The 26,593-nt window shown below is 68.2% G+C and carries 24 protein-coding genes; 11 read left to right on the plus strand and 13 right to left on the minus strand.

The features are described 5' to 3' along the window. Positions 1–140: 140 nt before the first annotated feature. Entirely contained in the window at positions 141–614 is a 474-nt protein-coding gene (locus OEJ36_RS25565; RefSeq protein ID WP_021217521.1) for an Lrp/AsnC family transcriptional regulator, read from the minus strand. Between the two features lie 159 nt (positions 615–773). Between OEJ36_RS25565 and yedA the strand changes: the two genes are divergently transcribed. The 8 genes from yedA to OEJ36_RS25605 all read left to right on the plus strand — a co-directional run bounded on the left by yedA (position 774) and on the right by OEJ36_RS25605 (position 10,442). Further along, the gene (gene yedA, locus OEJ36_RS25570; RefSeq protein ID WP_043245023.1) at positions 774–1,679 is read left to right on the plus strand and encodes a drug/metabolite exporter YedA; all 906 of its coding nucleotides are present in this window, start codon (positions 774–776) and stop codon (positions 1,677–1,679) included. Positions 1,680–1,767: 88 nt separating this feature from the next. Then, a complete protein-coding gene (locus tag OEJ36_RS25575) occupies positions 1,768–3,084 on the plus strand; it encodes a DEAD/DEAH box helicase (protein WP_263403906.1) in 1,317 nt (438 codons plus the stop codon). Between the two features lie 208 nt (positions 3,085–3,292). Beyond that, entirely contained in the window at positions 3,293–4,123 is an 831-nt protein-coding gene (locus OEJ36_RS25580) for a response regulator transcription factor (RefSeq protein WP_031287041.1), read from the plus strand. Positions 4,124–4,784: 661 nt separating this feature from the next. Then, the gene (locus OEJ36_RS25585; protein WP_184489663.1) at positions 4,785–5,903 is read left to right on the plus strand and encodes an ABC transporter ATP-binding protein; all 1,119 of its coding nucleotides are present in this window, start codon (positions 4,785–4,787) and stop codon (positions 5,901–5,903) included. 79 nt (positions 5,904–5,982) lie between these two features. Next, positions 5,983–7,122: a PotD/PotF family extracellular solute-binding protein gene (locus OEJ36_RS25590; protein ID WP_021217526.1), complete on the plus strand. Its 1,140-nt coding sequence runs from the start codon at positions 5,983–5,985 to the stop codon at positions 7,120–7,122. Between the two features lie 105 nt (positions 7,123–7,227). Then, on the plus strand, positions 7,228–8,139 hold the full coding sequence (locus OEJ36_RS25595; RefSeq protein ID WP_263403907.1) for an ABC transporter permease: 912 nt from the start codon (positions 7,228–7,230) through the stop codon (positions 8,137–8,139). Between the two features lies 1 nt (position 8,140). Further along, on the plus strand, positions 8,141–8,953 hold the full coding sequence (locus tag OEJ36_RS25600) for an ABC transporter permease (RefSeq protein ID WP_263403908.1): 813 nt from the start codon (positions 8,141–8,143) through the stop codon (positions 8,951–8,953). A 19-nt stretch (positions 8,954–8,972) separates the two neighbouring features. After that, the gene (locus tag OEJ36_RS25605; protein ID WP_263403909.1) at positions 8,973–10,442 is read left to right on the plus strand and encodes an aldehyde dehydrogenase family protein; all 1,470 of its coding nucleotides are present in this window, start codon (positions 8,973–8,975) and stop codon (positions 10,440–10,442) included. Between the two features lie 123 nt (positions 10,443–10,565). Here the strand turns inward: OEJ36_RS25605 and OEJ36_RS25610 are convergent, their stop codons facing one another. The 12 genes from OEJ36_RS25610 to OEJ36_RS25665 all read right to left on the minus strand — a co-directional run bounded on the left by OEJ36_RS25610 (position 10,566) and on the right by OEJ36_RS25665 (position 22,864). After that, a complete protein-coding gene (locus tag OEJ36_RS25610) occupies positions 10,566–11,033 on the minus strand; it encodes a PAS domain-containing protein (protein WP_263403910.1) in 468 nt (155 codons plus the stop codon). A 2-nt stretch (positions 11,034–11,035) separates the two neighbouring features. Further along, the gene (locus tag OEJ36_RS25615) at positions 11,036–12,043 is read right to left on the minus strand and encodes a response regulator (protein WP_263403911.1); all 1,008 of its coding nucleotides are present in this window, start codon (positions 12,041–12,043) and stop codon (positions 11,036–11,038) included. Between the two features lie 85 nt (positions 12,044–12,128). Continuing rightward, positions 12,129–12,494 (minus strand): VOC family protein, encoded by a 366-nt coding sequence (locus tag OEJ36_RS25620; RefSeq protein WP_263403912.1) that lies wholly within the window; start codon positions 12,492–12,494, stop codon positions 12,129–12,131. A gap of 275 nt (positions 12,495–12,769) precedes the next feature. Continuing rightward, the gene (locus tag OEJ36_RS25625) at positions 12,770–13,372 is read right to left on the minus strand and encodes a GNAT family N-acetyltransferase (RefSeq protein WP_263403913.1); all 603 of its coding nucleotides are present in this window, start codon (positions 13,370–13,372) and stop codon (positions 12,770–12,772) included. Between the two features lie 121 nt (positions 13,373–13,493). Beyond that, positions 13,494–14,870: an amidohydrolase family protein gene (locus OEJ36_RS25630; RefSeq protein ID WP_184489669.1), complete on the minus strand. Its 1,377-nt coding sequence runs from the start codon at positions 14,868–14,870 to the stop codon at positions 13,494–13,496. Between the two features lie 21 nt (positions 14,871–14,891). Continuing rightward, positions 14,892–16,232, minus strand: a complete 1,341-nt coding sequence (locus OEJ36_RS25635) for a nucleobase:cation symporter-2 family protein (RefSeq protein WP_263403914.1) — start codon at positions 16,230–16,232, stop codon at positions 14,892–14,894. A 103-nt stretch (positions 16,233–16,335) separates the two neighbouring features. Continuing rightward, entirely contained in the window at positions 16,336–17,400 is a 1,065-nt protein-coding gene (locus OEJ36_RS25640) for a CobW family GTP-binding protein (RefSeq protein ID WP_263403915.1), read from the minus strand. Then, positions 17,397–18,020: a UbiX family flavin prenyltransferase gene (locus OEJ36_RS25645; RefSeq protein ID WP_263403916.1), complete on the minus strand. Its 624-nt coding sequence runs from the start codon at positions 18,018–18,020 to the stop codon at positions 17,397–17,399. Before OEJ36_RS25645 ends, OEJ36_RS25640 begins: the two co-directional genes overlap by 4 nt. Further along, positions 18,017–19,414 (minus strand): UbiD family decarboxylase, encoded by a 1,398-nt coding sequence (locus OEJ36_RS25650; protein ID WP_263403917.1) that lies wholly within the window; start codon positions 19,412–19,414, stop codon positions 18,017–18,019. Before OEJ36_RS25650 ends, OEJ36_RS25645 begins: the two co-directional genes overlap by 4 nt. A 121-nt stretch (positions 19,415–19,535) precedes the next feature. Then, the gene (locus OEJ36_RS25655) at positions 19,536–20,441 is read right to left on the minus strand and encodes an amidohydrolase family protein (RefSeq protein ID WP_043245036.1); all 906 of its coding nucleotides are present in this window, start codon (positions 20,439–20,441) and stop codon (positions 19,536–19,538) included. 4 nt (positions 20,442–20,445) lie between these two features. After that, entirely contained in the window at positions 20,446–21,375 is a 930-nt protein-coding gene (locus OEJ36_RS25660) for an amidohydrolase family protein (RefSeq protein ID WP_043245037.1), read from the minus strand. Positions 21,376–21,964: 589 nt separating this feature from the next. After that, positions 21,965–22,864 (minus strand): LysR substrate-binding domain-containing protein, encoded by a 900-nt coding sequence (locus OEJ36_RS25665; RefSeq protein WP_263403918.1) that lies wholly within the window; start codon positions 22,862–22,864, stop codon positions 21,965–21,967. A gap of 122 nt (positions 22,865–22,986) precedes the next feature. Between OEJ36_RS25665 and OEJ36_RS25670 the strand changes: the two genes are divergently transcribed. Genes OEJ36_RS25670 through OEJ36_RS25680 form a run of 3 tightly spaced genes read left to right on the plus strand, consistent with a single transcriptional unit; the run spans position 22,987 to position 26,593 of the window. Beyond that, a complete protein-coding gene (locus OEJ36_RS25670; RefSeq protein ID WP_263403919.1) occupies positions 22,987–23,454 on the plus strand; it encodes a (2Fe-2S)-binding protein in 468 nt (155 codons plus the stop codon). Beyond that, positions 23,451–25,661 (plus strand): xanthine dehydrogenase family protein molybdopterin-binding subunit, encoded by a 2,211-nt coding sequence (locus OEJ36_RS25675; RefSeq protein ID WP_263403920.1) that lies wholly within the window; start codon positions 23,451–23,453, stop codon positions 25,659–25,661. The genes OEJ36_RS25670 and OEJ36_RS25675 overlap by 4 nt, the downstream gene beginning before the upstream one ends. Positions 25,662–25,693: 32 nt before the next feature. Continuing rightward, positions 25,694–26,593: a LysR substrate-binding domain-containing protein gene (locus OEJ36_RS25680; protein ID WP_263403921.1), complete on the plus strand. Its 900-nt coding sequence runs from the start codon at positions 25,694–25,696 to the stop codon at positions 26,591–26,593.

Consider the following 26,593-nt stretch of genomic DNA (forward strand, 5'->3'; position numbering starts at 1 on the left):
ATCACCAGAACTCAGCAATCAGCTGAGCTCAAATCCTCTAGCAACACTTAACGCACACAGAGCCAATGAATTCGCCCCTACAGGAGTCGCGCAGCCTGTAGGTCGGGTGCAACCCGACGTTTACGGCGCCTGGAACATCTTCACACCTTGCGCAACGCCTCCACCTTGCCGGTGTGCACCTGCAATTCCGCCGGGATGCGCCGTTCGAAGGGGGTGGAGAGGATCAGCGAGGTCTTGCTGGCGCCGTACTGGCTGAGGCGGTCGATCAGGTCCTGCAGCTCCGGCATGGTCGCCACGGCGGCTTTCATCAATACGCAGGCGTCGCCGGTGATGCGGTGGCAGAGGGAGATCTGCGGGATCTTCTCCAGGGCCTCCAGGGCGCGCTTGGAATCATGGTCGGCGAGGCGCAGCTCGATCACGCACTCGATGGGCAGGCCGATCTTCGCCGGATCCACGGCGGCGTGGTAGCCGGTGATCACCCCGCTGGCCTCCAGCTTGGCCACGCGGTCGGCCACGGCCGGGGGCGAGAGGTTGACCCGGCGCGCCAGGTCGGCGAACGAGGCGCGTCCGTTCTCCATCAGCGCCGAGAGCAGCAGGCGATCATACTTGTCCATCGTTGGTCTCCACGCGCTGTGTTTAGGAAAAAAGGCAAACAGCGTTTATTGGCGTTGATTCGAAAGTTAAGTGGCCATTGAAGCAGGTTTCATCGCTTATTTTCCCCATATGGCCTTGCATAGAATAAACACCCTGCCAACCGGATCGTCGAGCCCCCCATGCCTGCGCAACGTTTTCCCCTCCTGCTGATCGGCGCCTTCATCGCCCTCTACATCATCTGGGGGTCCACCTACCTGGCGATCCGCATCGGCGTCGAATCCTGGCCGCCGCTGCTCATGGCCGGCGTGCGTTTCGTCATCGCCGGCAGCCTGATGTTCGCCTGGCTGCGCTGGCGCGGGGCGCCCATGCCCACACTGCGTGAATGGAAGGCCGGTGCGGTGATCGGCGTGCTGCTGCTCAGCTGCGGCAATGGCGGCGTCACCCTCGCCGAGCATCTGGGCGTGGCCTCCGGCGTCGCCGCCCTGGCGGTGGCCACGGTGCCGCTGTTCGCCCTGGTGTTCGGGCTTATCTGGGGCCAGCGCACCACGCGCCTGGAATGGGCCGGCATCGTCCTCGGGCTGATCGGCATCGCTCTGCTCAACCTCGGCTCCAACCTCCAGGCCAGCCCCCTGGGCGCCGCACTGATCATCTTCGCCGCCGCCAGCTGGTCCTTCGGCTCCATGTGGAGCAAGCACCTGCCGCTGCCCGCCGGCCCCATGGCCAGCGCGGTGGAAATGCTCGCCGGCGGCGCCGCGCTGCTGCTGGGCAGTGCACTGAGTGGCGAGCGCATGGAAACCCTGCCCACCCCCGCCGGCTGGGCGGCCCTGGCCTACCTGGTGGTGTTCGGCTCGATCATCGCCTTCAGTTCCTACCTCTACCTGCTGAAGAACGTGCGCCCGGCGGCGGCCACCAGCTACGCCTACGTCAACCCGGCAGTGGCGGTACTGCTCGGCGTGCTCTTCGCCGGTGAACACATCGGCGGCGAGGAGGGCCTGGCGATGCTGGTGATCATCAGCGCCGTGGTGCTGATCGGCCTGCCACAGTGGCGCAAGACCAAGGAGCCGGTGCTGCAGCAGACGAGCTGACGGCAGGCCGGAATCCGGCCAAGGAACGCAGGTAGTTTTCCAACGGCCTGATAGAATTGCGCCTTTCCGTTCCCTGGCTGTTACCTCCATGACCTTCGCTTCCCTTGGCCTGATCGACCCCCTGCTGCGCGCGCTCGACACGCTCGGCTACCAGACCCCATCGCCGGTGCAGGCCGAGGCGATCCCCGCCGTACTCAAGGGTCGCGACCTGATGGCCGCGGCGCAGACCGGCACCGGCAAGACCGCCGGTTTCGCCCTGCCGCTGCTGCAGCGCCTGACCATGGAAGGCCCGCAGGTGGCCGCCAACTCGGTGCGTGCCCTGGTGCTGGTGCCCACCCGCGAGTTGGCCGAGCAGGTTCACGAGAGCTTCCGCGTCTACGGGCAGAACCTGCCGCTGCGCACCTATGCGGTGTACGGCGGGGTCAGCATCAACCCGCAGATGATGAAGCTGCGCAAGGGCATCGACGTGCTGGTGGCCACCCCCGGCCGCCTGCTCGACCTGTACCGGCAGAACGCGGTCAAGTTCAACCAGGTGCAGACGCTGGTGCTGGACGAGGCCGACCGCATGCTCGACCTCGGCTTCTCCCGCGAGCTGGACGATGTCTTCTCCGCGCTGCCGCGCCGCCGCCAGACCCTGCTGTTCTCCGCCACCTTCTCCGACGCCATCCGCCAGATGGCCCGCGAGCTGCTGCGCGACCCGCTGTCCATCGAGGTCAGCCCGCGCAACGCCGCCGCCCGCAGCGTCAAGCAGTGGGTGACCACCGTGGACAAGAAGCGCAAGTCCGAGCTGTTCCTGCACCTGCTGCAGGAGCGCCGCTGGGGCCAGGTGCTGGTCTTCGTCAAAACCCGCAAGGGGGTCGATGAACTGGTGGACGAGCTGCAACGCACCGGCGTGTCCGCCGACGCCATCCACGGCGACAAGCCGCAGCCCTCGCGCCTGCGCGCCCTGGAGCGCTTCAAGGCCGGCGAGGTGCAGATCCTCGTCGCCACCGATGTCGCCGCCCGTGGCCTGGACATCGACGACCTGCCCCTGGTGGTCAACTTCGACCTGCCCATCGTCGCCGAGGACTACGTGCACCGGATCGGCCGCACGGGCCGTGCCGGCGCCACGGGCGAGGCCATCTCCCTGGTCTGCGCCGACGAGGTCCAGCTGCTCTCGGCCATCGAAGTGCTGATCAAGCAGACCCTGCAGCGTCGCGACGAGCCCGGTTTCGTCCCCGATCACCGGGTGCCGCAGACCGACGCCACCGGCGCCATCCTGAAAAAGCCCAAGAAGCCGAAGAAACCCAAGGAGTCCCAGGGCAAGCCGGGCAGCGCGCGCCTGGGCAACTGGATCGACAGCGAGGCGCCGAAGGCCAAGGCCGTGCGCAAGGGCCCCGGGTTCGGCAAGGCGAAAAAGGGCTGACTGCTACCGCCCGGTGTAGCGTCGGGTGACGCAACGCGGGGCGAGGCGAACCATCGAGGTGCACTGCGCAGGCCGTTGAGCGAGGCGGCGCGCAGGCTGGCGCGGGATTGGCTAGAGTTCGGGATATTGGCGCAAATCGTGCATTTCTGTGCGAAATGATGAACGCCTAGTGTGTTTGAAGCGCCGTCCCACGTCAGACGATTCCATGATGCGCCCCAAGGAACTCAAGCACTGGACCACCGGTGTCGCCCACCTGCTGTCACAGCCCGCCGGCCGTGCGCGCCTGCTCGGCCTCGCCCAGTGGCTGCAGCAGATCTGCCACGTCGACCACTTCGTGCTCTTCGTCTACGAGGGCAACCACCGGCCCCTGGCGCTGTTCGACACCTTCCCGGCGGACAAGCGCCACGTTTACGTCGAGGATTACCAGGTCGGCCCCTACCTGCTCGACCCCTTCTACCTCGCCTGCACCCGCAACCAGGCTCCCGGCCTGTGGCGCCTGCGCCAGTTCGCCCCGGACCACTTCTACCTGGGCGAGTACTACGTCACCTACTACCAGCAGACCGGCCTCACCGAGGAGATCGCCTTCTTCATCGACCTGGCCGACGGCGCCAAGGCGGTGCTCTCGCTGATGCGCAGCGCCTGCAGCCCGGCCTACAGCCGCGACGAGATGCAACTGCTCGACTGCGCCCAGGCGGTGGTCGAACAGGTGGTGGGGGAGGCCTGGGAACAGCGCCGTGCCCACCAGCCGCGCCCGGCCCAGGACCTGGACTACAAGATCCGCGAAACCTTCGAGCAATTCGGCGCCCACCTGCTCACCGCCCGTGAGCAGGAAGTGGTGCAGATGCTCCTGCGCGGGCACTCCAGCGCCTCGGTGGCGGAGCACCTGGCCATCAGCCCCGGCACGGTGAAGATCCACCGCAAGAACATCTACGCCAAGCTCGGTATCGGCAGCCAATCGGAGCTGCTCGGGCTTTTGGTGCGCGACCTCGCCGGCCAGCGGGAGGCGGTCAGCGAAGCGGTATTGCGCGCGGCGATCTGAGGCATTTCGCTTATCGCCAAGTGGAATTTAGCGGCGCTGATCAATAACCATCCATCATGCTGGAAGCCGCGCGGCGCTTGGCCCCGAGCCGCCTGTCCACGAGTTATCCACAATCCGTTCCACAGATAATGTGAGCAGAAAACCGCACCCCCTGCGGCATTTCGGCCTGTGCGGCAAGCCTTTTTATGCAGAAAAAAAGCTTGCCTTCGCGGGGCCCGGGTGGCAGGCGCTTTTCGTCGCCACTGCGACCTGAAATCGCAGTTTTGCACCGCTGTTCATTTTTTGTACATATTCGCAAGGTGCCCGTATCCAGTGGGCTGTAGAATGTTATAGACGAGTTATCCACAGCTTCATCCACCGTTTCTGTGGGCACTCGTACCCTTGCCCGGCAGGGTTCGATCTGCTAGCCACCGACGCACTCCGGGGTAGAGCGATTGATCGTTTTTTGAGCAGTTTGCGGTGGCCCCTGTCGGGAGTGGTGCGCACGCGCCCATCCACCCTCTGTCCACAAAGTTATCCACAGCTTCTGTGCATAGCTGCGGCAACCGACTGGGTGCTGGTTGTGGCCGGCCAGCCCTATCCCCGGAGGGATATATACAGCCCGAAACGGCGGTTGCTAGCGTGGCTCCACAAGCAGGAACACCTGGAAAAGGGGCTGGTCGTGAGCGATGCAGAGGCTGTCTTCGATATCGAATTCCGCAACGTGGAAAAGAGCTACGGCTCGGTGCGCGCGGTCAGCGGGCTGAACTTCAAGGTCCGTCGCGGCGCCTTCCACTCCTTCCTCGGCAGCTCGGGCTGCGGCAAGACCACCACCCTGCGCATGATCGCCGGCTTCGAGCAGCCCAGCGCCGGTGAGGTCTGGCTCGGCGGCCGCCCGGTGGCGGGCATCCCGGCGCACCAGCGGCCGGTGAACATGGTGTTCCAGAGCTACGCGCTGTTCCCCCACCTCACGGTGGCGGAAAACATCGCCTACGGCCTGCGCTACCTCAACCCGCGCCCGGATCGCGACGAGCAGCGTCGCCGCGCCGACGAAGCCCTGGAGATGGTGCGCCTCGGCGGCTTCGGCCAGCGCAAGCCCCACGAACTCTCCGGCGGCCAGCAGCAGCGCGTGGCCCTGGCCCGCGCCCTGGTCAACAAGCCCACGGTGCTGCTGCTGGACGAACCCCTGGCGGCGCTGGACCGCAAGCTGCGCAAGGAGATGCAATCCGAGCTGCTGCGCCTGCAGCGCGAGGTCGGCATCACCTTCGTGCTGGTCACCCACGACCAGGAAGAGGCACTGTCCATGAGCGACAGCATCAGCGTCATGCAGGACGGCGGCATCATCCAGACAGCCACCCCCGAGCAGCTCTACGAAACCCCCGCCAGCCGCTACGTGGCGGACTTCATCGGCGAATCCAACCTGTTCACCGGCACCGTGCGCCAGGTGGACGGCGACCGCGTGCTGCTGGACATGCCCCAGGGCCTGCAACTGGCCAGCCCGGCCACGCCCACCGGCCCGCGCCTGGCCGCCAGCGACCCCGGCTGCATCGCCGTGCGCCCGGAGCAGATCGCCATCGGCAACGCCGCCGACGCCCTGGCCCGGGAGATCAGCCTGGCCGGCGAGGTGGTGGACCGCATCTACCTGGGCAACCTCACCGAATACCGCGTGCGCACCGAGCCCTTCGGCATCGTCTGCGTGCGGGTGCCGGGCCACACGGGGCGCGACAAGGCGGCCTTCGAGCACGGCGCGCCGGTGCGCATCGGCTGGGACCAGGCCGCCGGCCTGGCCATGGCGCTCTAGGTTTCATACCCCCTGCAAGGCATCGCGGGGGCTTCTGCAGTGAATAAAAACCACAGACGAACTGGCGGGGTAGCAGGCAATGGACCGTAAAGACTTCATCAAACAGATGCGCAGCTGGCAGAACGGCTCCATCACCCGACGCGAATTCCTCGGCCGCACCGGCCTCGGCCTGGCCGCCGCGGTGGTCGCCACCCACATGCCCGGGCTGCTCACCAGCAAGGCCTATGGCGCCGACAAGGCCATCGGCGACCGCGTGGTGCTGGCCACCTGGCCGAACTATCACAACGCCGAGAACTTCGCCGCCTTCGCCGAGAAGACCGGCGCCCACGTACAGATGAACGTCTTCGGCTCCAACGAGGAGATGCTCGCCAAGCTCCAGGCCGGCGGCAGCGGCTGGGACCTCTTCGTGCCCACCAACTACACCATCAGCACCTACGTCGAGCTGGGCCTGATCGAGCCGCTGGACCTGGCGCGCCTGCCCAACTTCGATGCCGCCAGCTACGAGAAGCGCTTCATGGAGCAGGGCATTGTCGACGGCAAGCTCTACGCCGTGCCGAAGAACTGGGGCACCACCGGCTTCGTCTACGACAGCGACAAGATCAAGTCCAAACCCAGCAGCTGGAAAGAGTTCTGGGAACTGGCCAAGGGCGACGCCTCCGGCCGGGTGATGGTCCACGACTACCAGCTCACCGCCATCGGCAATGCGCTGAAATCCTTCGGCTACAGCTTCAACTCGCTGGACCCGAAAGAGCTGGCCGACGCCGAGAAGCTGCTGCTGGAGGTCAAGCCGCACCTGTTCGCCATCAACTCCGACTACCAGCCCTCGATGCGCAACGGCGATGCCTGGATGTCCATGTGCTGGACCGGCGACGGCTCGCAGCTGCACCGCGACCTGCCGAACATGCAGTTCACCCTGGGCAAGGAAGGCGGCGAGCTGTGGAGCGATTTCTTCGCCATCCCCAAGGGTGCCGAGCGCCCGGATGCCGCCTACGCGCTGATCAACTTCCTCCTCGACCCGCAGGTGAACAAGCTGGAAGTGGAAGCCCACGGCTACCCCAGCGGCGACAAGCGCGTGGATGCGCTGCTGCCAAAGGCGATGCTCGACGACCCGATCATGTACCCGGCCGCCGAGCTGCTCAGCGCCCTGGAGTTCGGCGCCGCCGCCACCCTCACCAGCCCGGAGCGCGCCGAACTGATGGCGCGTTTCAAGGCTGCCTGACCGTCGCTGCCGTCGCAGGGGCGAGCTCCACCCGTGAATCGCGACGCCGCATTCGCGAGCAGAGCTCGCTCCCAGGTCGCCTCCATGAATCGTAGGGACTCTTCCATGAACGTCGCTCTCAGCGCTCCCGCAGCGGTCGATGCGGGCCAGGCCCCGCCGGTTGAAAGCCGCAGCCTCGGCCGCCGCGTCACGCTGCTCCTGCTGCTGCCTTCCACCCTGTGGTTCCTGCTGATGCTGCTGATGCCGCTGGTGATCATCCTGGTCTTCAGCCTCGGCGAGCGCAGCCCGGTGGGGGGCTATGCCGCCGCGCTGACCCTGGACAACTACCTCAACCTCGGCTCACGGGCCAAGGCCTTCGCCAACACCCTGTTCCTCGCCCCGGTGGGCACCCTGGTGTGCCTGCTGGCGGCCTACCCGCTGGCCTACTTCCTCGCGGTGAAGGTGCAGCGCAACCGCTCGCTGCTGCTGACCCTGGTGATCGTGCCGTTCTGGACCAGCTTCCTGATCCGCACCTACGCCTGGATCTTCATCCTCGGCGGCAAGGGCATTCCCGCGCTGCTGGCCAGCGTCGGCCTGGAGGGCGTGCGCCTGATCAACACCCCCACGGCGGTGCTGATCGGCATCGTCTACGGCTACCTGCCGCTGATGGTGTTCCCCATCTACGTCAGCCTGGAGAAGCTCGACAAGCGCCTGCTGGAAGCCTCTTCCGACCTCGGCGCCAGCGCCTTCGAAACCTTCCGCCGGGTCACCCTGCCGCTCTCCGCGCCGGGGGTGATCACCGGCGCCATGCTGGTGTTCATCCTGCTCATGGGCGAGTTCCTCATCCCCGCCATCCTCGGCGGCGGCAAGGTGTTCTTCGTCGGCAACGCCCTGGTCGACCTGTTCCTGCAATCGCGCAACTGGCCCTTCGGCAGCGCGGTGGCCATGACCCTGGTGGCGATGATGCTGGTGATCATCTTCCTCTACCTCAAGCTCGTGGCGCGCTACGGCAAGCGCTCCACCGACGGGATGCTCTGACATGTGGCTGCGCAGCTATTCCACCTCGCTGTACCTGTTCCTCTATGCGCCCATCGCGCTGATCATCCTCTTCAGCTTCAACGCCGGGCGCAGCGGGCTGTCCTTCGAATGCTGCTCGGTGCAGTGGTTCGGCCGCGCCTTCGGCAACCCCTTCATCATGGAAGCCCTGGGCAACAGCGCGCTGATCGCCCTGTGCTCGGCGCTGATCGCCACCCTGTTCGGCACCCTCGCGGTGTTCGGCCTGCAGCGGGTGGGGCGGCGCGTGCGGATGTTCTTCGACGCCCTGACCTACTGCGCGATCATCATCCCCGGCATCGTCATCGGCATCGCCACGCTGATCGCCTTCATCAGCCTGTTCGAGGTGCTCAACCCGCTGCTGGATATGATCCTCGGCGCCGGCCTGCCGCGCCTGCGCATGGGCTTCGTCACGGTGGTCGCCGCCCATTCGCTGTTCACCATGGCGCTGGTGATGGTCATCGTCCGCACCCGCGTCGAGGCCCTGGACAAGGCCCTGCTGGAAGCCTCCGCCGACCTCTACGCGCCGCCGCTGGAGACCTTCCGCCGCGTGGTGCTGCCGCAGATCGCCCCGGCGATCATGGCCGGCTTCCTCCTGGCGTTCACCTTCAGCTTCGACGATTTCATCATCGCCTTCTTCGTCGCCGGCTCGGAAACCACGCTGCCGATCTACATCTTCTCGTCCATCCGCCGGGGCATCACCCCGGAGATCAACGCCATCTCGACCGTGATCATCTGCGCCTCCCTGGCGCTGCTGTTCACCTCCCGCTACCTGCAGAACCGCCGTGCCGGCGCCTGACGACCACCTGGAGAACACCATGCGTGACCAGCTGTATATCAACGGGCAATGGGTCCGCCCGGACCTGGGTGGCCATTTCGACGTGATCGACCCGAGCAGCGGCGACCTGATCCAGCGCGTGCCGGCGGCCACCGAGGAAGACATCGACCACGCCGTGCGCGCTGCGCGCCAGGCCTTCAACCGCGGCTGGGGGCAGACCACCGGCGCCGAGCGCGCCGGCTGGCTGGAGGCCCTGGCCAGCGAGCTGGAAGGCCGCCAGGACGCCCTCGCGGTGCTGGAGGTGCGCGACAACGGCAAGCCGCTGCCCGAGGCGCAATGGGACATCGCCGACGCCATCGGCTGCTTCCGCTACTACGCCGAGCTGGCGCGGGAGCTGGACGGCCGCCAGGACGAGGCGCTGGAACTGCCGGATGCGCGCTTCAGCTGCCGCATCCGCCACGAGCCGGTGGGCGTGGCCGGGCAGATCATCCCCTGGAACTACCCGCTGCTGATGGCCGCCTGGAAGGTCGCCCCGGCCCTGGCCGCCGGCGCCACCTGCGTGCTCAAGCCCTCGGAGCTGACTCCGCTCACCGCCCTGGAACTGGCCAGCGCGGCGGACCGCATCGGCCTGCCCTCGGGCGTGCTCAACGTGGTCACCGGCCTCGGCGGCGATGCCGGCGGGCCCCTCAGCCAGCACCCGGGCGTGGACAAGCTGGCTTTCACCGGCAGCGTGCCCACGGGGGCGAAAATCATGTCGGCGGCGGCGGCCGACATCAAGAACATCAGCCTGGAGCTGGGGGGCAAGTCGGCCTTCATCGTCTTCGACGACGCGGATATCGAGGCGGCGGTGGAGTGGATCATGTTCGGCATCTTCTGGAACCAGGGCCAGGTGTGCAGCGCCACCTCGCGGCTGCTGGTGCAGGAGGGCATCGCCCCGCGCCTGCTCGAACGCCTGGTCGCCGAGGCGCGGCGCATCACCATCGGCCCGGGCCTGGAGCGCGGCGTGCTGCTGGGCCCGCTGGTCAGCGCCGGGCAGTACCAGAAGGTCATGGGCATGATCGAGCAGGGGACCCGCGAGGCGACCCTGATCAGCGGCGGCAAGCGCCCCGGGCACCTGTCCCACGGCTACTTCCTGGAGCCGACGATCTTCGACGAGCCGGCGGACAACGCCAGCATCTGGCGCGACGAGATCTTCGGCCCGGTGCTCTGCGTCAAACGCTTCAAGACCGAAGCCGACGCCCTGCGCCTGGCCAACGACAGCCGCTTCGGCCTCGCCGCCGCGGTGATGAGCGCCGACCTCGACCGTGCCGCGCGGGTGGCCAACGGCCTGCGCGCCGGCATCGTCTGGGTCAACTGCTCGCAACCCACCTTCACCCAGGCGCCTTGGGGCGGCATGAAACACAGTGGCATCGGCCGCGAGCTCGGCCGCTGGGGGCTGGACAACTACCTGGAGGTCAAGCAGGTCACCGAGTACCGCAGCCAGGAACCCTGGGGGTGGTACATCAAGTGATGGAGGGCAGCCGGCGCCCGTAGGATGGCGTAGAGCGGAGCGAAACCCATGCTGTGGGGTGCATGGCCTGATCGACCGATCGCGAATGAATTCGCCCCTACACGGGTCGTGCGGGGGCGGGGGTTATGCCGGGCCGCCGTCGCCGGCGCGGATGGCGGCGACCTGCTTCTTGTAGCGCGCCACCTCGGTGACGTCGTAGATCACCACGCAGAGGTGCTCCACGCTGCCGCTGGCGCCCATCAGCGGCAGCAGGGTGACGTTCTGGTACATGAGGTCCTCCTCCCCGGTGATCGGCTGGTAGTTCTTGAAGCGCACCAGGTAGGGCCGCTGCTCCCACAGGCTGAAGGCGCGGGTGCCCAGCTGTACCACGCTGTCCACCTTGCGTCGCAGCCAGGTTTCGTCGATCTCGTCGAACAGCTCGAACAGCACCTTGCCGTGGACCTCGTCCGGGCCCATGCCGGAGTGGTTCTCCATGAAGCTGTTCCACACCTCCACCTTGTACTGGCGGTCGAGAACGATCACGCCGACGTCGATGCACTGCACGATGTCGAGCAGCCAGTGAACCTCTTTGATATCGATCTGTGCCGGCATGGTCAGTCCATCAGGTAGCGGATCTTGTGGGTCAGGCGCGGGATCGAGTCCTCGGTGAACAGCAGCAGCAGGTCGAAGTGCACGTTGTGGCCCTCGACGCTGTAGCTGATCTCCACGGCCAGGGTCTTCTTCCAGCGGGTGCGGTTGAGGTGGATCAGCCGCTCGATGGACGCATGCTGGCCGAGCAGCTGCGGGTGGCCCTGGGAGAAGCGCACGTCGATCTGCTCGGCGATGCCCGCCAGGCAGGCGCCGATGATGATGCTGGCCAGGTCCAGCAGCATCTCCGAGGTTTCCTTGTCGTCGGCCGGGTGCCAGCCCAGCAGGTTGGCCATGTCGGCGATCTCGGAATCGTGGAACAGCAGCAGCGCCTCGCCGGCGATGGCGTCGCCGATGAAGCCCTGGCACAGCGCGCTGAGCCGCTCGCCGCTCTGGGCGTCGGCCAGGGTCATGTGCAGCTCGCTGACTTCGAAGATGTTCACCTGGGGCACCGGCAGCTGCACGAACACGTTCAGCACCTTGGCCAGCAGCGCGGCGGCGCGACCCATGGCGACGTTGCTCACCTCGCGCAGGGCATCGCGGAAGTTGACCTTGAGGACCAGGTCCTCGCGGGAGGGCACCGGCTCGGCGGGCACACCCGGTGCCGGCACCTTGAGCAGGCCCAGGCGCACCAGCACGGCGCGCAGCTCGGCGGGGTCGGCGGGTTTCTTGAGGAAGGCCAGGGCGCCCAGTTCCAGCACCCGGCGCTGGGCCTCTTCCTGGATGTCGCCGGAGACCACCACCACCTGGGCCACCAGGCCCTCGGCCTGCAGCTGGGCCAGCACCTGGTAGCCATCCATCACCGGCATGGTCAGGTCCAGCAGCACCACCTGGCCCAAACCCTGGCGAATGGCGGCCATGGCTTCTTCACCCTGGGTGGCCTGGGTGATGGTCACCGGCCAATCCTGGGGCAGCGCGCGGATCAGTTGCTTGCGCGCCATCATCGAGTCATCGCAGACGAGGAGGGGAATCACTTAGCGGCACCGCCGTCACTTCAGGTCAGAGCAAGCATAGACGCTGGCCCGGGGCCCGCCGGCACGGGCGCCGGCGGGATTGCGCTCAGATGTTCTGGCCGATACGCCACAGCACGCCGCTGGGGTCGAAAAGAATGAAGTCGCGGATGCGCCAGGGCTGGTCCTCGGGCGGGATGGCGCGCACGCCGTAGCGCTCGATCACGCCGCTGGCCTGCACGTGCTGCCACCAGGCCTCAACGTCCTTCACCAGCAGGTGCATCATCAGGTTCTCGGCCAGGGCCTGCTCGTAGAAGTTCTGCAGCAGGAAGGCGCAGTCGCCATGGCTGAAATAGGCGATCTCCTCGGAGACGCCGCCGGGCTTGAAGCCCAGGTCCAGGTAAAAGGCCTTGCTCTGTTCGTAGTCCTTCGCGGGGACGAAGGCCTTCATTTCAACGGTTTCCAGCGTGCTCATGGGTTATCCCTGTGGTCGGTGAACAGGCCGTCGCGGTCAGGTGGGCGCCTCTGCGGGCGCCTGCAGCCGCATCCTAAACCCAGGAATACCCGCTCCGGTAGCCCGGCTTATCGCGGACGCGACAGGGCCCCCAAGGGGGGCGTAGGGTGGGCCGGGCGGCGCTCCGCTTCAGCCCACCGCTCTTCTCTGACCATGAGCTCCACCACGCGCCGCGCTCGCCATGGGCCGTGCAACGTTGGGCCTCGCTGCGCTCGGCGCCAACCTACGGGGGCTTTTTACAGGCTCCGGGCCATGAACCGATGGGCGGCGATGCCAGGGATAAGGGAGGGGCGCTCGTGCTCGACCACGAAGCCGAGGCGTTCGTAGAGGGCCTGGGCGCGGGGGTTGGCGGCGGAAACGTCGAGGGCCGCGCGTTGCAGGCCGTCATGGCGGCCCAGGTGCAGCAGGTGGTCGATCAACCGCTGGCCGATGCCCTGGCCGGTGAGGCCCTCTGCCACGCCCAGGTGGGCGAGGTAGCAGGTGGCGGCGGGGGGCGGCTGGATGATGCGCTCCAGCTGCAGGCCGCGGCGGATCACCGCGGCGGCGCCGAAGCCGTAGAAGCCGACGATCTGCCCCAGCGCCGCCAGGCTGTTGCGCAGGTTGGCCTCGCCGCTGAAGGCGGTGCCGGTGGCGACGATGCGGCCGTCCTGCTCGCCCACCCAGTGCAGGCGGTAGCCGAACTCGCCCGCCTCCCGCGCCAGGGTCCAGCGCAGGAAGTCCACCGCGCTGCGCCCGCCACGGGCGAAGGCGTGATCGAAGGCGGCGGGGCCGGAGCGGTACACCAGCGGGGCGATGGCCGGGGCATCGGCCGGTGTCGCGGGGCGGAAGGTCAGGGCCATGGCGGGGGCTCGGAAGGGCAGGGGAATGCGGAAATTAGCACTTTCGTGCCATGTTTCGCGAGTGCCCCGCCGAGCCGCCCACCGCGCCGCCCTGAGCCCCGGGCAGCGCGGCTTTCCGGCGTCAGTCGCCCTGCAGCAGCTGCTGCACGCCGTCCAGGGCTTCGCGGCGCAGGCGCTCGATATCGAGCCCCGGGATCACCCCGTCATCCACCACCAGGCGCCCGCCCACCAGGCTGTAGCGCACCGCCATCGGCTCGCCGGCCAGCACCGGCGCCAGGGCCGGGTCGTGGAAGCCGAAGAAGCGCGGGTGGTCGAGGCCGTAGAGCACCAGGTCGGCGGCCTGGCCCACTTCCAGGGTGCCCACTGCGCCCAGGCCCAGCACCGTGGCGCCGCCGGCGGTGCCCCAGTGGATGACGTCCTCGGCCAGGGTGGCCGAGGCGCCCTGGTTGGCGCGGTGGATCAGCCAGGCGGTGTTGGCCTCGCCCACCATGCTCCCGGATTCGTTGGAGGCGACGCCGTCCACCCCCAGGGAGATGGGCACGCCGGCTGCCGCCATCTGCGGCACCGGGGCGATGCCGCTGCCCAGGCGCGCGTTGCTCACCGGGCAGTGGGAGATGCCGGTGCCGGTCTGCGCCAGCATGCGGATCTCCGACGGCTGGGCATGGACCATATGGGCGAACCACACGTCCGGCCCCAGCCACTCGTGCTCGGCGACGAACTCCACCGGCAGGCAGTTGTACTTCTCGCGGCAGAAGTTCACGTAGTTCTGCGTCTCCGACAGGTGCGTGTGCAGGCGCAGGCCCATGCGCCGGGCGCTCTGCGCCAGCTCGCGGAGCAGCGTCGGCGGCAGCGAGAAGGTCGGCGTGGTGGGGGCGACCACCACCCGGCGCAGGGCGTCCGGAGTGTTCTGGTGGTAGCGCGCCTTGAGCCGCTCGATGTCGCCGAGCATCTGTTCCAGGCTCTCCGGCTGCAGCGCGGTCTTGGAGAAGCCCGGGTGGGCGTTGGCCGACTCCAATGCACCGCCCCGGCAGAGCACGAAGCGCATGCCGAATTCTTCGGCGATGTCGAACAGCGCATCGCCGCTCTCGGTGCTGCCATGGGCGTGGTAGAGGTAGTGGTGGTCGGCGCAGGTGGTGACGCCCGACAGCAGCAGCTCGGCCATGCCCAGGCGCGCGGCGATGCGCACCAGCTCGGTGGTGAAGCGCGACAGGCGCGGGTAGGGCACGCTGGCCAGCCAGCCTTGCAGGTCCTGGTTGAGGCCCGCGGGTACGGCCTTGAGCAGGTTCTGCGCCAGGTGGTGGTGGGTGTTCACCCAGCCCGGGTAGACCAGGCAGTTGCGCGCGTCGATCACCCGCTCGCCGGCGCCCGGCTGCAGGTCGTTGGCCATCTCGGCGATGCGCCCGTTGCGGATGCGGATGTCGACGCCACCGGCGCGGGCGCGGTCGCCGCGCAGGCCGGTCATCACCGCCTGGGGATTCTTGATCAGGATGTCGTTCATGGAAGGTTCCCGTGGTTGCGGTCAGAGCACGTCGTGGAGGGTCTTGCCGTTCGCGGTGTCCGGCACGCCGACGCCATTGAGGGCGGCGTTGAGGCCCACCGACACCAGGCAGGCGATCACCACGCTGCTGTGCAGGAAGGGCTGGCTCCACTCGGGCAGTTGATGGAACAGGGCGGGGGAAAGCACCGGCACCAGCGCGGCGGCGATGGTGAAGCCGACGATCAGCACGTTGTAGCGGTTGCGCTCGTAGTCGACCTTGGCCAGGGTCTGGATGCCGGCGGCGGCGACCACGCCGAACATGGCCACGGCCGCGCCCCCCAGGGCGGCGGTGGGCATCGAGGCGATGACGGCGCCGGCCTTGGGAATCAGCGCCACGGCGCACATCATCAGCCCGCTGACGGCCACCACCCAACGGCTGCGCACGCCGGTGAGGATCACCAGGCCGACGTTCTCCATGAAGGCGATGAAGGGGAAGGCGGCGAACATCCCGGCGATGGCGCTGGACAGGCCGTTGGCGCGCAGCCCGGCGACCACCTGGCGGTCTTCCACCGGGCGCTCGACGATGTCGCCGATGGCCACGAACAGGCCCATGGACTCGACCATCTGCACGATCATCACCACCACCATGGTGGCGATGGGGATCAGCGCGAAGGTGGGCACGCCGAAGTGGAAGGGCACCGGCACCGTCAACCAGGGCGCTTCCTCCACGCCGTGGAAGTTGCCCATGCCCAGCCCATAGGCCAGGCCGCCCCCCACCAGCATGCCGATCAGCACCGACATGTTGCGCAGCAGCGGGCTGCCGTAGCGGGTCACCAGCAGGATCACCGCCAGCACCACCACCGTCACCAGCAGGAAGCCGGGGGCGCCGAAGTCGCTGTGGTTGCGCCCGCCGCCGGCCCATTCGTAGGCGATGGGGAACAGCTGCAGGCCGATCACCGTGACGATGCAGCCGGTGACCACCGGCGGGAACAGCCGTCGCAGGCGCCCCACCCAGGGCGCCACCAGCATGGTGAAGAGGCCGGCGCCGATCACCGCGCCGCAGATGCCGGCGACGCCGATGTCGGGGTTGCTGCCGATGGCGATCACCGGCCCCACGCTGCTGAAGGCGGCGCCCTGGAGGATCGGCAGGCGCACGCCGAACTTCCAGAAGCCCAGGGTCTGCATCAGGGTGGCGATGCCGCAGCAGAACAGCGTGGTGCTGATCAGCAGCACGGTGTCCGGCTGGGACATCTTCAGGGCGCTGGCGACGATCAGGGGGACGGCGATGGCGCCGATGTACGAGACGGCCATGTGTTGCAGGCCGAGGGTGAGCATCTGACGGAGCGGCAGAATCTGGTCTACCGGGTGCACGGCTGAATTCATGGTGTAAGTCCTCTGGCGAATTGTTCTTGTTGCTGAGGGAACCCGTTCAGTGTGCCCAGGGCCGTCGCCCGGCTCACGGGCGTAGCGGCAGCCCGGAGCGTGGTCAGCCTGCGAGGCAGGCGGCGAACCCCTGGTTGAGGGCGGCGCGATCGAGGTCGCGGCCGATGAACACGATCTTGCTGGTGCGCGGCTCGTTGCCCCAGGGCGTGGAGGCGCGGAATTCCACCAGGCTGTGCACGCCCTGCAGCACGTAGCGCTGGTCCTCGCCCTGCACGGCGAGCACGCCCTTCATGCGGTAGAGGGTGTCGGCCTGGCGCTGGCGCAGGTCGGTGATCCAGCGGTGGAAGGCCATCAGGTCGATGTCCTGGGTCACGGCGATGCCCACCGAGCTGACGCTGGGGTCGTGCTCGTGGTCGGTGTCCGCAGCATGCTCGTGGTGGTCATGGTCATGGTCATGGTCATGGTCGTGATCGTGATGCTCCGCGCCGATCTCCATCAGCTTGCGGGTGGCCTCGAAGGCGCCGACGCCGAGGATGCCGTCCAGGTCGATGCGGGCGTAGCTGGAGGTCACCAGCTCGGCGGTGGCGTTGAGGCTGCGCACCTTGCCTTGCAGGTCGGCCAGTTCCTCGCCGTTCACCAGGTCCACCTTGTTGATGATGATGCGGTCGGCGCAGACGATCTGGTCCACCGCCTGGTTGTCCACGCCGTCGAGCTGCAGGTCCTCCAGGTGCTGGGCGACGTGCTTGGCGTCCACCAGGGTGACGATGGCGTCCAGCTCCACCTCGGCGGCGATCGGGTCGTCGATGAAGAAGCTCTGCGCCACCGGGTAGGGGTCGGCCAGGCCGCTGGTCTCGATGAGGATGCGGTCCAGGCGCACCGGGCGCGCCACCAGCTCGCGGATGATGCGCACCAGGTCCTCGCGGACCTCGGCGGTGCAGCACACGCAGCCGTTGACCATCTCGTAGATCTCCTCGCTCTCGGAGCTGAGCACCAGGTCGCCGTCGATGCCGACTTCGCCGAACTCGTTTTCGATCACGGCGATCTTGTGGCCGTGGTTCTCCTTGAGGATGTAGTTGAGCAGGGTGGTTTTGCCGGCCCCGAGGAAGCCGGTGAGGATGGTCACCGGGATCTTGCGGTTGGGCGTCGGGGCGTTGAATGGACTGTTCATGCGAGCTCCTTCGGGGTTGCGGAATGGCCACCGGCGGCGCCGGCTTGCGGGGCGGGTTCGCCCCAGCGCAGCGCGGTGCCGGCGTCGAGGCCGAACAGGTCGAGCACCCGGCCGAGGCTGTGGTCGACCATCTGTGAAAGCGATTGCGGGCGGGCGTAGAAGGCCGGCACCGGCGGGGCGATGATCCCGCCCATCTCGGTGACCGCCGTCATGTTGCGCAGGTGCGCCAGGGTCAGCGGCGTTTCCCGCGCCATCAGCACCAGGGGCCGGCGTTCCTTGAGGGTCACATCGGCGGCGCGGGTCAGCAGGCTGGAGGAGGCGCCGCTGGCGATCTCCGCCAGGGTGCGCATGGAGCAGGGCGCCACCACCATGCCCAGGCAGCGGAACGAGCCGCTGGCGATGCCGGCGGCCACATCGTCGGCGCGGTGGTGGTGGCTGGCGCGGGCGATGACGTCGGCCAGCTTGTAGTCGGTCTCGTGGGCCATGGTCAGTTGCGCCGCGCGGCTCAGCACCAGGTGGCTCTCGATCCCCAGCTGTTCCAGCAGCTCCAGCAGGCGCACGCCGTAGATGAAGCCCGAGGCGCCGCTGATGCCCACCACCAGGCGACGGGGGGCCGTCATGACGCGCTCCCCGGCAGGTAGCCCTTCAGCAGCTGGCGCATGCGCCCCTGGATGCGCGGGTCGAGCTGCGCGCGGATGCCGTCGAAGCCGCTGCTGCGGGTGGCGTCCAGGCCCATGCGCGAGGTGGTGCCGTTGGCCGAGGAGGACGGGTCCAGCGGGCTGCCCGGCAGGCCGTCGATGGTGAACAGGTCCTGGTGCGGCTGGAAGTGCGTGGCCAGCGCCCAGAGCACCTGGCTGTCGTCGCTGATGTCGATGTCGCTGTCCACCGCGATCACTGTCTTCAGGTACGGGTCCCAGCCGAGCAGGGCGAGCATGATCTGCCGCGCCTCGCCGTCGCGGCTCTGGTCCAGCGCCACGTAGCAATGGAAGTGGGTGCCGGAGTTGGGGTAGTGCACGGCGGTCACCGCCGGGAAGCGCGCCTTGAGCTTCTCGCTCATCTCCGCCTCGCGGGGCAGCCGCGCCAGGGTCAGGTGCTCGGCGTAGCGCCCGCCCACCACGTCCACCAGCCAGGCGTCGCGCCGGCGCAGCAGGGTGTCGACGCGCAGCACGTTGTTGGTGGAGCGGTCGGAGGAGTAGCCGCTGAACTCGCCGAAGGGGCCTTCCTCGGCATAGGCGGTGGGGTCGATGGCGCCCTCCAGCACGAACTCGGCGTGGGCCGGCACGCCGATGCCGTAGCGCGGTGTCTTCACCAGCTCCAGGGGCGCGCCGAACAGGCCGCCGGCCACCGCGCGCTCGTCGGCGCCATAGGGCAGGCGCGCGGCGGCGGCCAGCATGAACAGCGGGTGGGCGCCCACCACCATGGCCACCGGCAGCTCCTCGCCGCGTTCGCGGGCGGCCTGCAGCATGCGCCACAGGTGGCCGCGGGAGTGCAGGCTGGTGGCCAGGGCCTGGTGGGCATGGCGCATGGAGCGGTGGTAGCTCATGTTGGCCACGCCCGTGACCGGGTCCTGGGCGACGATGATGGCGTTGGTGATGTAGGGCCCGCGGTCGCTGTCGAAGTGCTTGAGCATCGGCAGCAGCGCCAGGTCCAGGGCCTCGCCCTCGATCACCTCGTCGAGCACCGGGCCGGTGGCCAGGTAGACCGGCGGAACGGGGGCGTTGGCGCGGGCCTGGAACACCTCGTGGAGCTTCGCCGGGGTGGTGCCGAAGAGCCGGGCGATGCGGGTTCGCGAGGCGAACAGGTTGGTCACCACCGGCACGCCGAGGCTGCCCACCCGCTCGCAGATCAGCAGCGGGTGCTGGCCCCGGGCGGCCAGGGCGTCGACCAGGGCGGTGACGTCCTGGTCGGCGGAAAGGGGTTCCTTGATGGTCAGCACGTCGTCGGCGAAGCGCTCGCGGTAGGCCTCGATGAACGCGTGGAAATCCTGGGTCGTGGCAAAGCTCGGCAGGGTCATGGTGCACCTCTCGAAAAGCAGGCGGTCCCGGGGCGCGGGGTGTCCGAGTCCCTGCACGCGGCCGGCCGATGGCCGACCGCGCGCGGTCCCCGGGACGCCTGTAAGTACCGCAGTGGAAACCCTAGAGGTAGGTGGTGGTCAGGCGGATCTCCGCCTCCGCCAGGTCCTTGGGCGGCGGCGTCGGGTCGATGCCCACCAGGCGGGCGATGTTGTTGCCCAGGTAGTCCTCGAGGTGGTCTTCGTCTATGCCCAGCCCTTGCGGGGCGGGCGAGCAGAGCACCTCCAGCTCGCGCAGCCACATGCCCGGTTCGTTCGGCGGCGAGTCGGTGCCGAAGACGATCTTGTGGCGCGGCAGCTCCTTGGCGAACTCGACGATGCGCGACTGGAAGCACCAGCCCGACTCGCAGTACACGTTGGGCGTGTCCATCGCCATCCAGAAGGCCTCGAAGGAGTAGTTGCCGCCGGTCTGGATGCCGAAGTGGCCGATGATGAAGTTCACCATCGGGAACTCGCGGATGATCGGGTAGAACATGGTCGGGATGGTGTAGGGCCCGTCACCGGTGTGGATCAGCACCACGATGTTGTACTTGGCGCAGACCTTCATCGCCGGGCGCAGCCAGTCCAGGGCGCGGTCCGGGCGGTAGCCGTGCATGTTGGCGTGCAGCTTGAGCATCTTGAAACCGTATTCCTTGACGTGGAATTCCAGCTCCGCCGCACCGTTTTCCGGGCCCCAGCGCGGGTTGAAGGTGAAGTTGCCGATGAAGCGATCGGGGTAGTTCACGCACAGCTCGGCGATGTACGACATGTAGTCGCGCACGCCCTCGCGGCCACGGCGGTTGCCGTCGCGGTAGCCGGTGTTGCCCGGCGGCGGCTGGATGAAGCCCATGTCGATGCGGCGCGGCTTGCCGTTGATCATGTAGGGGCCGTCCATCAGCTTGAGCATGCGCTCGCCGGTGAAGGGCGTGCCGGTGTGGCGCCAGGCCTCGTCGACCAGGTTGGTGGGGTGCAGGTGGGTGTCGATGATCATCGCATCAGCTCCTGGCCAGTTGCGTGGTGACGGGGCTCTTCAGCAGCGCCTCGGCTTCGGCGAGGCTGCGCGGCGGCGGGGTCGGCTCCAGGCCGATCATCCGGGCGGTGTTGTTGCCGAGGTATTCCTCGAGGGTGTCCTCGTCCAGGTCCAGCCCCTGGGGCGGCTCCATGCACAGCACCTCCAGCAGGCGCAGCCACATGCCCGGCTCGTTGGGCGGGGTGTCGGTGCCGAAGAGGATCTTGTGGGTCGGCAGGACCTTGGCGAACTCGACGATGCGCGATTGCAGGCACCAGCCGGATTCGCAATAGACGTTGGGCAGCTCCATGGCCCACTGCATGGGCTCGAACACGTAGACGCCACCGGTCTGCACGCCGAAGTGCGCCATGATGAAGTCGACGTTGGGGAACTCCTTGATCATCGGCACCCACTCGGAGGGGATGCTGTAGGGGCCGTCACCGGTGTGCAGCTTCACCGGCACGCCCAGCTCGGCGCATTTCTCGAAGGCCGGGCGTACCCAGTCCAGGGCGCGGTCCGGGCGGTAGGCATGCATGTTGGCCTGCATCTGGACCATCTTGAAGCCGTGCTCGGTGACGTAGCGTTCGATGGCCTCGACGCCGTTCTGCACGCCGCAGCGGGGGTTGTAGACGAAGCAGCCGATGAAGCGGTCCGGGTAGGTCTGGACCATTTTCAGGGTGTAGGCCATGTAGGCGTCGATGGATTCGCGGCCCGACAGCTCGCCGTCGGTCCAGGTGTAGATGGTGTTGCCCTGGGGCGGCTGGATGAAGGCCTTGTCGATGCGGCGCGGTTTGCCGTTGACCAGATAGGGGCCATCCATCATCTCCAGCAGGCGCTCGCCGGTGAAGGGGTCACCGTCGTGCCTCCAGGCGAGGTCCACCAGATCGGTGGGGTAGCAACTGATATCGATGATCACAGTTCGATCTCCTGATAGTGCGGGGAAGGAAGACCTTCCGGTTCGCAACAGATCGACCTGTGCAATGGCCATTGCTAGGTGCCTCGCAGCACCTTCCCGCGCCTCTTGCAGGGCGCACAGGACCTGAGCTGTCGCTTGGTCCGCAGTATTGGGAGGGGCCTCGAAGCGCGACCAATACTATTTGGCCGCTGGGTTGATATGCGCTGGATATCGGCCCCGCAAGGGAATGATTTGCAAGGGGTTATCCACAGCGCCACCCCCACGTTGCCCGCGAATTCACCGCGCACGGACCTCGTCGGATGGGTCGGGCGGCGTTCCGCGAGCTCCGCGAAACCCATCAATGCGGAGCCTCCGGAATAACGGCGTGCCCGGTCCGACTCCGCCTGGTGGATGAAAAAAGCGCCATCCACCCTACACAGCGGTCATGTCCGTGCAGCGCCGCCGCTTTTCCTGTGAGCGAATTCATTCGCGATCGGGTTTTCCCTATGGCTCGGTGCTCGCTCCGCCAGCATGGGTTTCGCTCCGCTCTACCCATCCTGCGAATGCATTGCTCCGCCGCAGGATGGGTCGCGATCGGGCTTCCAGGTGTTCACCCGATCGCCTCGAACGTCCTCGCCGCCATTTCGCGGATGGCGGCGATCATCGGCGCGACCTTCTCGCCACCGCCGTGGGGCCAGAGGGCGTAGAGGTTGTAGTGCGCGGGGATGCTGGTGCGGGTCAGGCGCACCAGGCGGCCTTCGCGCAGGGCGTCGGCGGCCAGCAGGCCGCGCACCAGCCCCACGCCGGTGCCGGCCTCGGCGGCGGCCAGCAGGTTGGCGACGTTGTCGAACACCATCACCGCCGCGGGCTCGGTGGGCTCCAGGCCGGCGGCGTCGAGCCAGGGAATCCACGAGCGCCGCGAGTAGCCCAGCAGGGGCAGCCTGAGCACCTCGGCCGGCTCGATGGGGGCCACCAGGCCATGGCGTTGCAGCAGCGCCGGGGAGACGACGGGGGTGACGCGGTCGTCGCAGATGGGCGCGAACTCGCAGTCCTGCCACTCGCCGTAGCCGTAGCGCAGGCTCAGGTCGACGCGCTCGAACGCCTGGCGCTCCAGGCGCGGCATGGACAGGAAGAGGATCTCGCGGCCGGGGAACAGCTCCAGCAGCGCCGGCAGGCGGGCGTTGAGCCAGCTCTGCGCCAGCTCGGCATCCACGTCCAGGGTCAGGCGTCGGGGCAGCTCGCGGTGGCTCACCGAGGACAGCGCCTTGTCGATCTGCATCAGGCCGTCGGCGAGCATCCCGGCGAACAGCTGGCCGGCATCGGTGAGGCTGCTGCGGCCCTTCTCGCGAAGGAACAGCGGTTGCCCGACGAACTCTTCCAGCGTGCGGATCTGCTGGCTCACGGCGCTGTGGCTGAGGTCCAGGTCGCGGGCGGCCTGGGAGAAGCTGCCGGTACGGGCGGCCTGGAGAAACGCGCTCATCGACTGCAGCGACGGGTATCGCTTGTACATGGCTGTAAGTCCTGCTTACACGGGTTGGCGGAAATCGTCGCTGGCTGGCGCCGCAGCTCCCACCCACTATGGGGCGGCACGACTACACGCGAATTCTCGCCTCAGTTCAAGGAGCGCCCGGCATGATCGAGATCGTGGTGAACGGTACAGGCCATCAGTTGGAAGACACGCTGGCGTCAACGCCCTTGCTCTGGGTCCTGCGCGACCGCCTGTACCTGACCGGCACCAAGTTCGGTTGCGGCGGTGGTTTCTGCGGCGCCTGCACGGTGCACCTGGACGGCACGCCGATCCGCGCCTGCCAGTTCCCCCTGGCGGCTGCGGCGGGCCATGCGATCACCACCATCGAAGGGCTTTCCGCCGAGGGCGACCACCCGCTGCAACTCGCCTGGGTCGAGGAGGACGTGCCCCAGTGCGGCTACTGCCAATCCGGCCAGTTGATGTCGGCGGCGGCATTGCTGGCCTCCGGCACCGCCATCGACGACGACGCCATCCGCTCGGCCATGGCCGGCAACATCTGCCGCTGCGGCACCTACCCGCGCATCAGCAAGGCCATCAAGCGTGCCGCCGCGGCACAGGGGGACGCCACATGAGCCTGGCCCGGCCGCTGGCGCGGCGCACCTTCCTCAAGCATTCGGCGACCCTGGCCTCGGGCCTGGCCATCGGCTTCCACCTGGGCGGCGCCCAGGCCGGGCGCGAACTCGGCACGGCCGCCGGGGCCACGGCGCCCTTCGAGCCCAACGCCTGGGTGCGGGTGCTGGCCGACGGCACCGTGAGGATCGTGGTGCACAAGCACGACTCCGGCACCGGCACCCACACCGCGCTGGCTGCCTGTGTCGCCGAGGAACTGGACCTGGACCCGCTGGAGGTGCAGGTCATCACCCCCGAGAACCCCTTCTTCGAGGCCTACCGGCACCCGCTGTGGAAGGTGTTTTCCACCGGCGGCAGCACCAGTGTTTCCCTGGAGTACGGGCGCCTGCGCGAGGCCGGCGCCACCGCGCGCACCCTGCTGGTGGAGGCCGCGGCGCTGCGCTGGGGCGTGGCGCCCAGTGATTGCACCACCCGGGGCGGGCAGGTGCTGCATGCCGCCAGTGGCCGCCGCGCGGGCTACGGAGAGCTGGCCGACGCCGCCGCGCAATTGCCGGCGCCGAAGGAGGTGAAGCTCAAGGACCCGGCGCAGTTCCGCTACATCGGCAAGCTGCGCCACAAGCGCCACGCGGCGGACAAGGTGCGCGGGCGCTTCGAGTACGGCATCGACGCCCGGGTGCCGGGCATGTGGGTGGCGGTGGTGCAGCGCAGCCCGGTGGTCAACGGCCGGGTGGCGAGGATCGACGACAGCGCGGCGCTGAAGGTGCCCGGCGTGCACCGGGTCATCCGCATCCCCGCGCAGGACAAGGTGCTCGGCGGCAACCAGGAAGGCGTGGCGGTGCTCGCCGACGACTACTGGGCCGCCAAGCTGGGGCGCGCCGCGCTGGTGGTGGAGTGGCAGGGCGGCCTGGCGGATTTCGACAGCGAGCAGCTGGCCGCAACCCAGGCCAAGGCGCTGGACGCCGCCGGCGCCGCGCCGGTGCCGACGCTGCAGGCCGGTGACGCCGCTGCGGCCCTGGGCGGTGCCGGGCGGGTGATCAAGGCCGACTACCGCATGCCCGGCAAGATGCAGAACCCCCTGGAGCCGGTGTGCATCATCGCCTGGCTCGACGCGGGCGGGATCACCTTCAAGGGCGGCGTGCAGGTGCCGTCCTTCGCCATGGAGGCGGCCGAGGTGATCTGCGGCCTGCCACCGGAAAAAGTGCACATCGACGAGATGGTCTCCGGCGGCAGCTTCGGCGCGCGGGAGGCCAAGTACTGGCTGTTCGAGGTCGCCTACCTGACCGCCCAGGCCAAGGTGCCGGTGAAGCTGATGAACAGCCGCGAGGACGAGATGCGTGCCCTCTACGGCCACCCCGCCACCCTGCACCGCCTGGAAGGGGCCCTGGATGGCGAGGGCGCCCTGCAGGCCCTCAGACTGCGCGCGGTGTCCCCGGCCTCGCCGGAGATGTGGGAGCCGGGCTACTTCGAGCGCCCGGACCACATGGACTACAGCACCACCGAGGCCATCTCCGCCTTCGACTTCGCCTACCGCGCGCCGCATATGGACCTGGCCTGGCTGCGCCACGAGAGCGGCGTGCCCAGCGGCTGGTACCGCTCGGTGAGCTTCATCCCCAACGTCTTCGCGGTGGAGAGTTTCATGGACGAGCTGGCCCAGGCCGGCGGCCGCGATCCGCTGGACTTCCGCCTGGCGCATATGCACGAACGGCCGCGCCATGTGGAGGTGCTGCGCACCGCGGCCAAGCGTGCCGGCTGGGGCCACGCGGCGGGGGCGGACTCGGCCCTGGGCATCGCCACCAACCAGGGCTACGGCAGCTTCATCGCGGTGATCGCCCAGGTGGCCCGGCGCAACCGCACGGTGCAGGTGGAGCGCCTCACCTGCGTGGTGGATTGCGGCCTGGCGGTGTCCCCCGGCGGGGTGGAGGAACAGCTTCAGGGCGGGCTGATGTGGGGGCTCGGCCATGCGCTGTTCGACCGCCTCGACATCCGCCAGGGCCAGGTGGTGCAGAGCAACTTCCACGACTACCGGGTGGCGCGCATGTCGGACATGCCGGCGCTGGACATCCAGGTGCTCGAAGGCGCGCGGGACAAACCCGGCGGTATCGGCGAACTGGCCAGCCCGGCGGTGGCACCGGCCATCGCCAACGCGGTGTTCCGGCTCACCGGCAAGCGCCTGCGGGACACGCCGCTGGCGCTGGATGGCCTCGGCTGAACGGGGTGAACTGAACGGGTTGCGGAGGCTGCATGGACTTACGACTGCTGCGCTATTTCTCGGTGCTCGCCGATGAACTGCACTTCGGCCGTGCGGCCACCCGGCTGCACATGTCGCAACCGCCCCTGAGCCAGCAGATACGCCTGCTGGAGGAGTCCCTGGGCACGCGCCTGTTCGAGCGCAGCCACCACCGGGTGGAGCTGACCGAGGCCGGCCGCACCCTGAAGCAGCAGGTGCCGCTGGTATTCGAGCAACTGAACCGCGCACTCGACCTCACCCGCCAGACCGCCCGTGGCCAACTGGGCGAACTGGAGATCGGCATGATCAGCTCGGTGATGGTCGGCGTGCTGCCCAAGGCGTTGCACCGCTTCCGCATCCGCTACCCAGACGTGCGTTGGCGCCTGCACGAGATGACCCCGGCGGCGCAGCTGGTGGCGCTGAAGGAGCACCGCATCGACGTCTGCGTGTTCCGCGTTGGCCATGACGACCCCGGCCTGCGCAACGAACTGCTGCTCTACGAACCCCTGCGCGCGGTGCTGCCGGCGGAGCACCCGCTGGCCCAGCGCCCGACCTTGGCACCCGTCGACCTGGCGGGGGAGTTCTTCGTGACCCTGGAGCTGAACCAGTCGAGCTTCGCCAACTTCCTCGTGCAGTGCTGCGTGCAGGTGGGCTTCAGCCCGCTGATCCTGCAGCAGGTGATCGAGGTGCAGACGCTGCTCGGGCTGGTCCAGGCGGGGTTCGGCGTGGCGCTGCTCCCGGCTTCGCTGGAGCAGCTGGCGCCGGCCGGGGTGGTGTTCCGCCGCTTGCAGCCGCCCCTGCCGGAAGTGCCGCTGTACGCCATCTACCGGGCGGGGGATGAATCGGCGGTGCTGCAGCGCTTCCTGGAAACCCTGCGCGAGCAGAGCGCCACCGAGCGGCCGTTGCCGGCCTGA

Origin of the sequence: Pseudomonas sp. PDM13 (genome assembly GCF_025685765.1) — a bacterium.
Lineage (GTDB): Bacteria > Pseudomonadota > Gammaproteobacteria > Pseudomonadales > Pseudomonadaceae > Metapseudomonas > Metapseudomonas solani.

Coding starts and splice junctions, on each gene's coding strand:
- OEJ36_RS25565 (WP_021217521.1), bottom strand. CDS start 614: ATGGACAAGTATGATCGCCTGCTGCTCTCGGCGCTGATGGAGAACGGA.
- yedA (WP_043245023.1), top strand. CDS start 774: ATGCCTGCGCAACGTTTTCCCCTCCTGCTGATCGGCGCCTTCATCGCC.
- OEJ36_RS25575 (WP_263403906.1), top strand. CDS start 1,768: ATGACCTTCGCTTCCCTTGGCCTGATCGACCCCCTGCTGCGCGCGCTC.
- OEJ36_RS25580 (WP_031287041.1), top strand. CDS start 3,293: ATGCGCCCCAAGGAACTCAAGCACTGGACCACCGGTGTCGCCCACCTG.
- OEJ36_RS25590 (WP_021217526.1), top strand. CDS start 5,983: ATGGACCGTAAAGACTTCATCAAACAGATGCGCAGCTGGCAGAACGGC.
- OEJ36_RS25595 (WP_263403907.1), top strand. CDS start 7,228: ATGAACGTCGCTCTCAGCGCTCCCGCAGCGGTCGATGCGGGCCAGGCC.
- OEJ36_RS25600 (WP_263403908.1), top strand. CDS start 8,141: ATGTGGCTGCGCAGCTATTCCACCTCGCTGTACCTGTTCCTCTATGCG.
- OEJ36_RS25605 (WP_263403909.1), top strand. CDS start 8,973: ATGCGTGACCAGCTGTATATCAACGGGCAATGGGTCCGCCCGGACCTG.
- OEJ36_RS25610 (WP_263403910.1), bottom strand. CDS start 11,033: ATGCCGGCACAGATCGATATCAAAGAGGTTCACTGGCTGCTCGACATC.
- OEJ36_RS25620 (WP_263403912.1), bottom strand. CDS start 12,494: ATGAGCACGCTGGAAACCGTTGAAATGAAGGCCTTCGTCCCCGCGAAG.
- OEJ36_RS25625 (WP_263403913.1), bottom strand. CDS start 13,372: ATGGCCCTGACCTTCCGCCCCGCGACACCGGCCGATGCCCCGGCCATC.
- OEJ36_RS25630 (WP_184489669.1), bottom strand. CDS start 14,870: ATGAACGACATCCTGATCAAGAATCCCCAGGCGGTGATGACCGGCCTG.
- OEJ36_RS25635 (WP_263403914.1), bottom strand. CDS start 16,232: ATGAATTCAGCCGTGCACCCGGTAGACCAGATTCTGCCGCTCCGTCAG.
- OEJ36_RS25640 (WP_263403915.1), bottom strand. CDS start 17,400: ATGAACAGTCCATTCAACGCCCCGACGCCCAACCGCAAGATCCCGGTG.
- OEJ36_RS25645 (WP_263403916.1), bottom strand. CDS start 18,020: ATGACGGCCCCCCGTCGCCTGGTGGTGGGCATCAGCGGCGCCTCGGGC.
- OEJ36_RS25650 (WP_263403917.1), bottom strand. CDS start 19,414: ATGACCCTGCCGAGCTTTGCCACGACCCAGGATTTCCACGCGTTCATC.
- OEJ36_RS25655 (WP_043245036.1), bottom strand. CDS start 20,441: ATGATCATCGACACCCACCTGCACCCCACCAACCTGGTCGACGAGGCC.
- OEJ36_RS25665 (WP_263403918.1), bottom strand. CDS start 22,864: ATGTACAAGCGATACCCGTCGCTGCAGTCGATGAGCGCGTTTCTCCAG.
- OEJ36_RS25670 (WP_263403919.1), top strand. CDS start 22,987: ATGATCGAGATCGTGGTGAACGGTACAGGCCATCAGTTGGAAGACACG.
- OEJ36_RS25675 (WP_263403920.1), top strand. CDS start 23,451: ATGAGCCTGGCCCGGCCGCTGGCGCGGCGCACCTTCCTCAAGCATTCG.
- OEJ36_RS25680 (WP_263403921.1), top strand. CDS start 25,694: ATGGACTTACGACTGCTGCGCTATTTCTCGGTGCTCGCCGATGAACTG.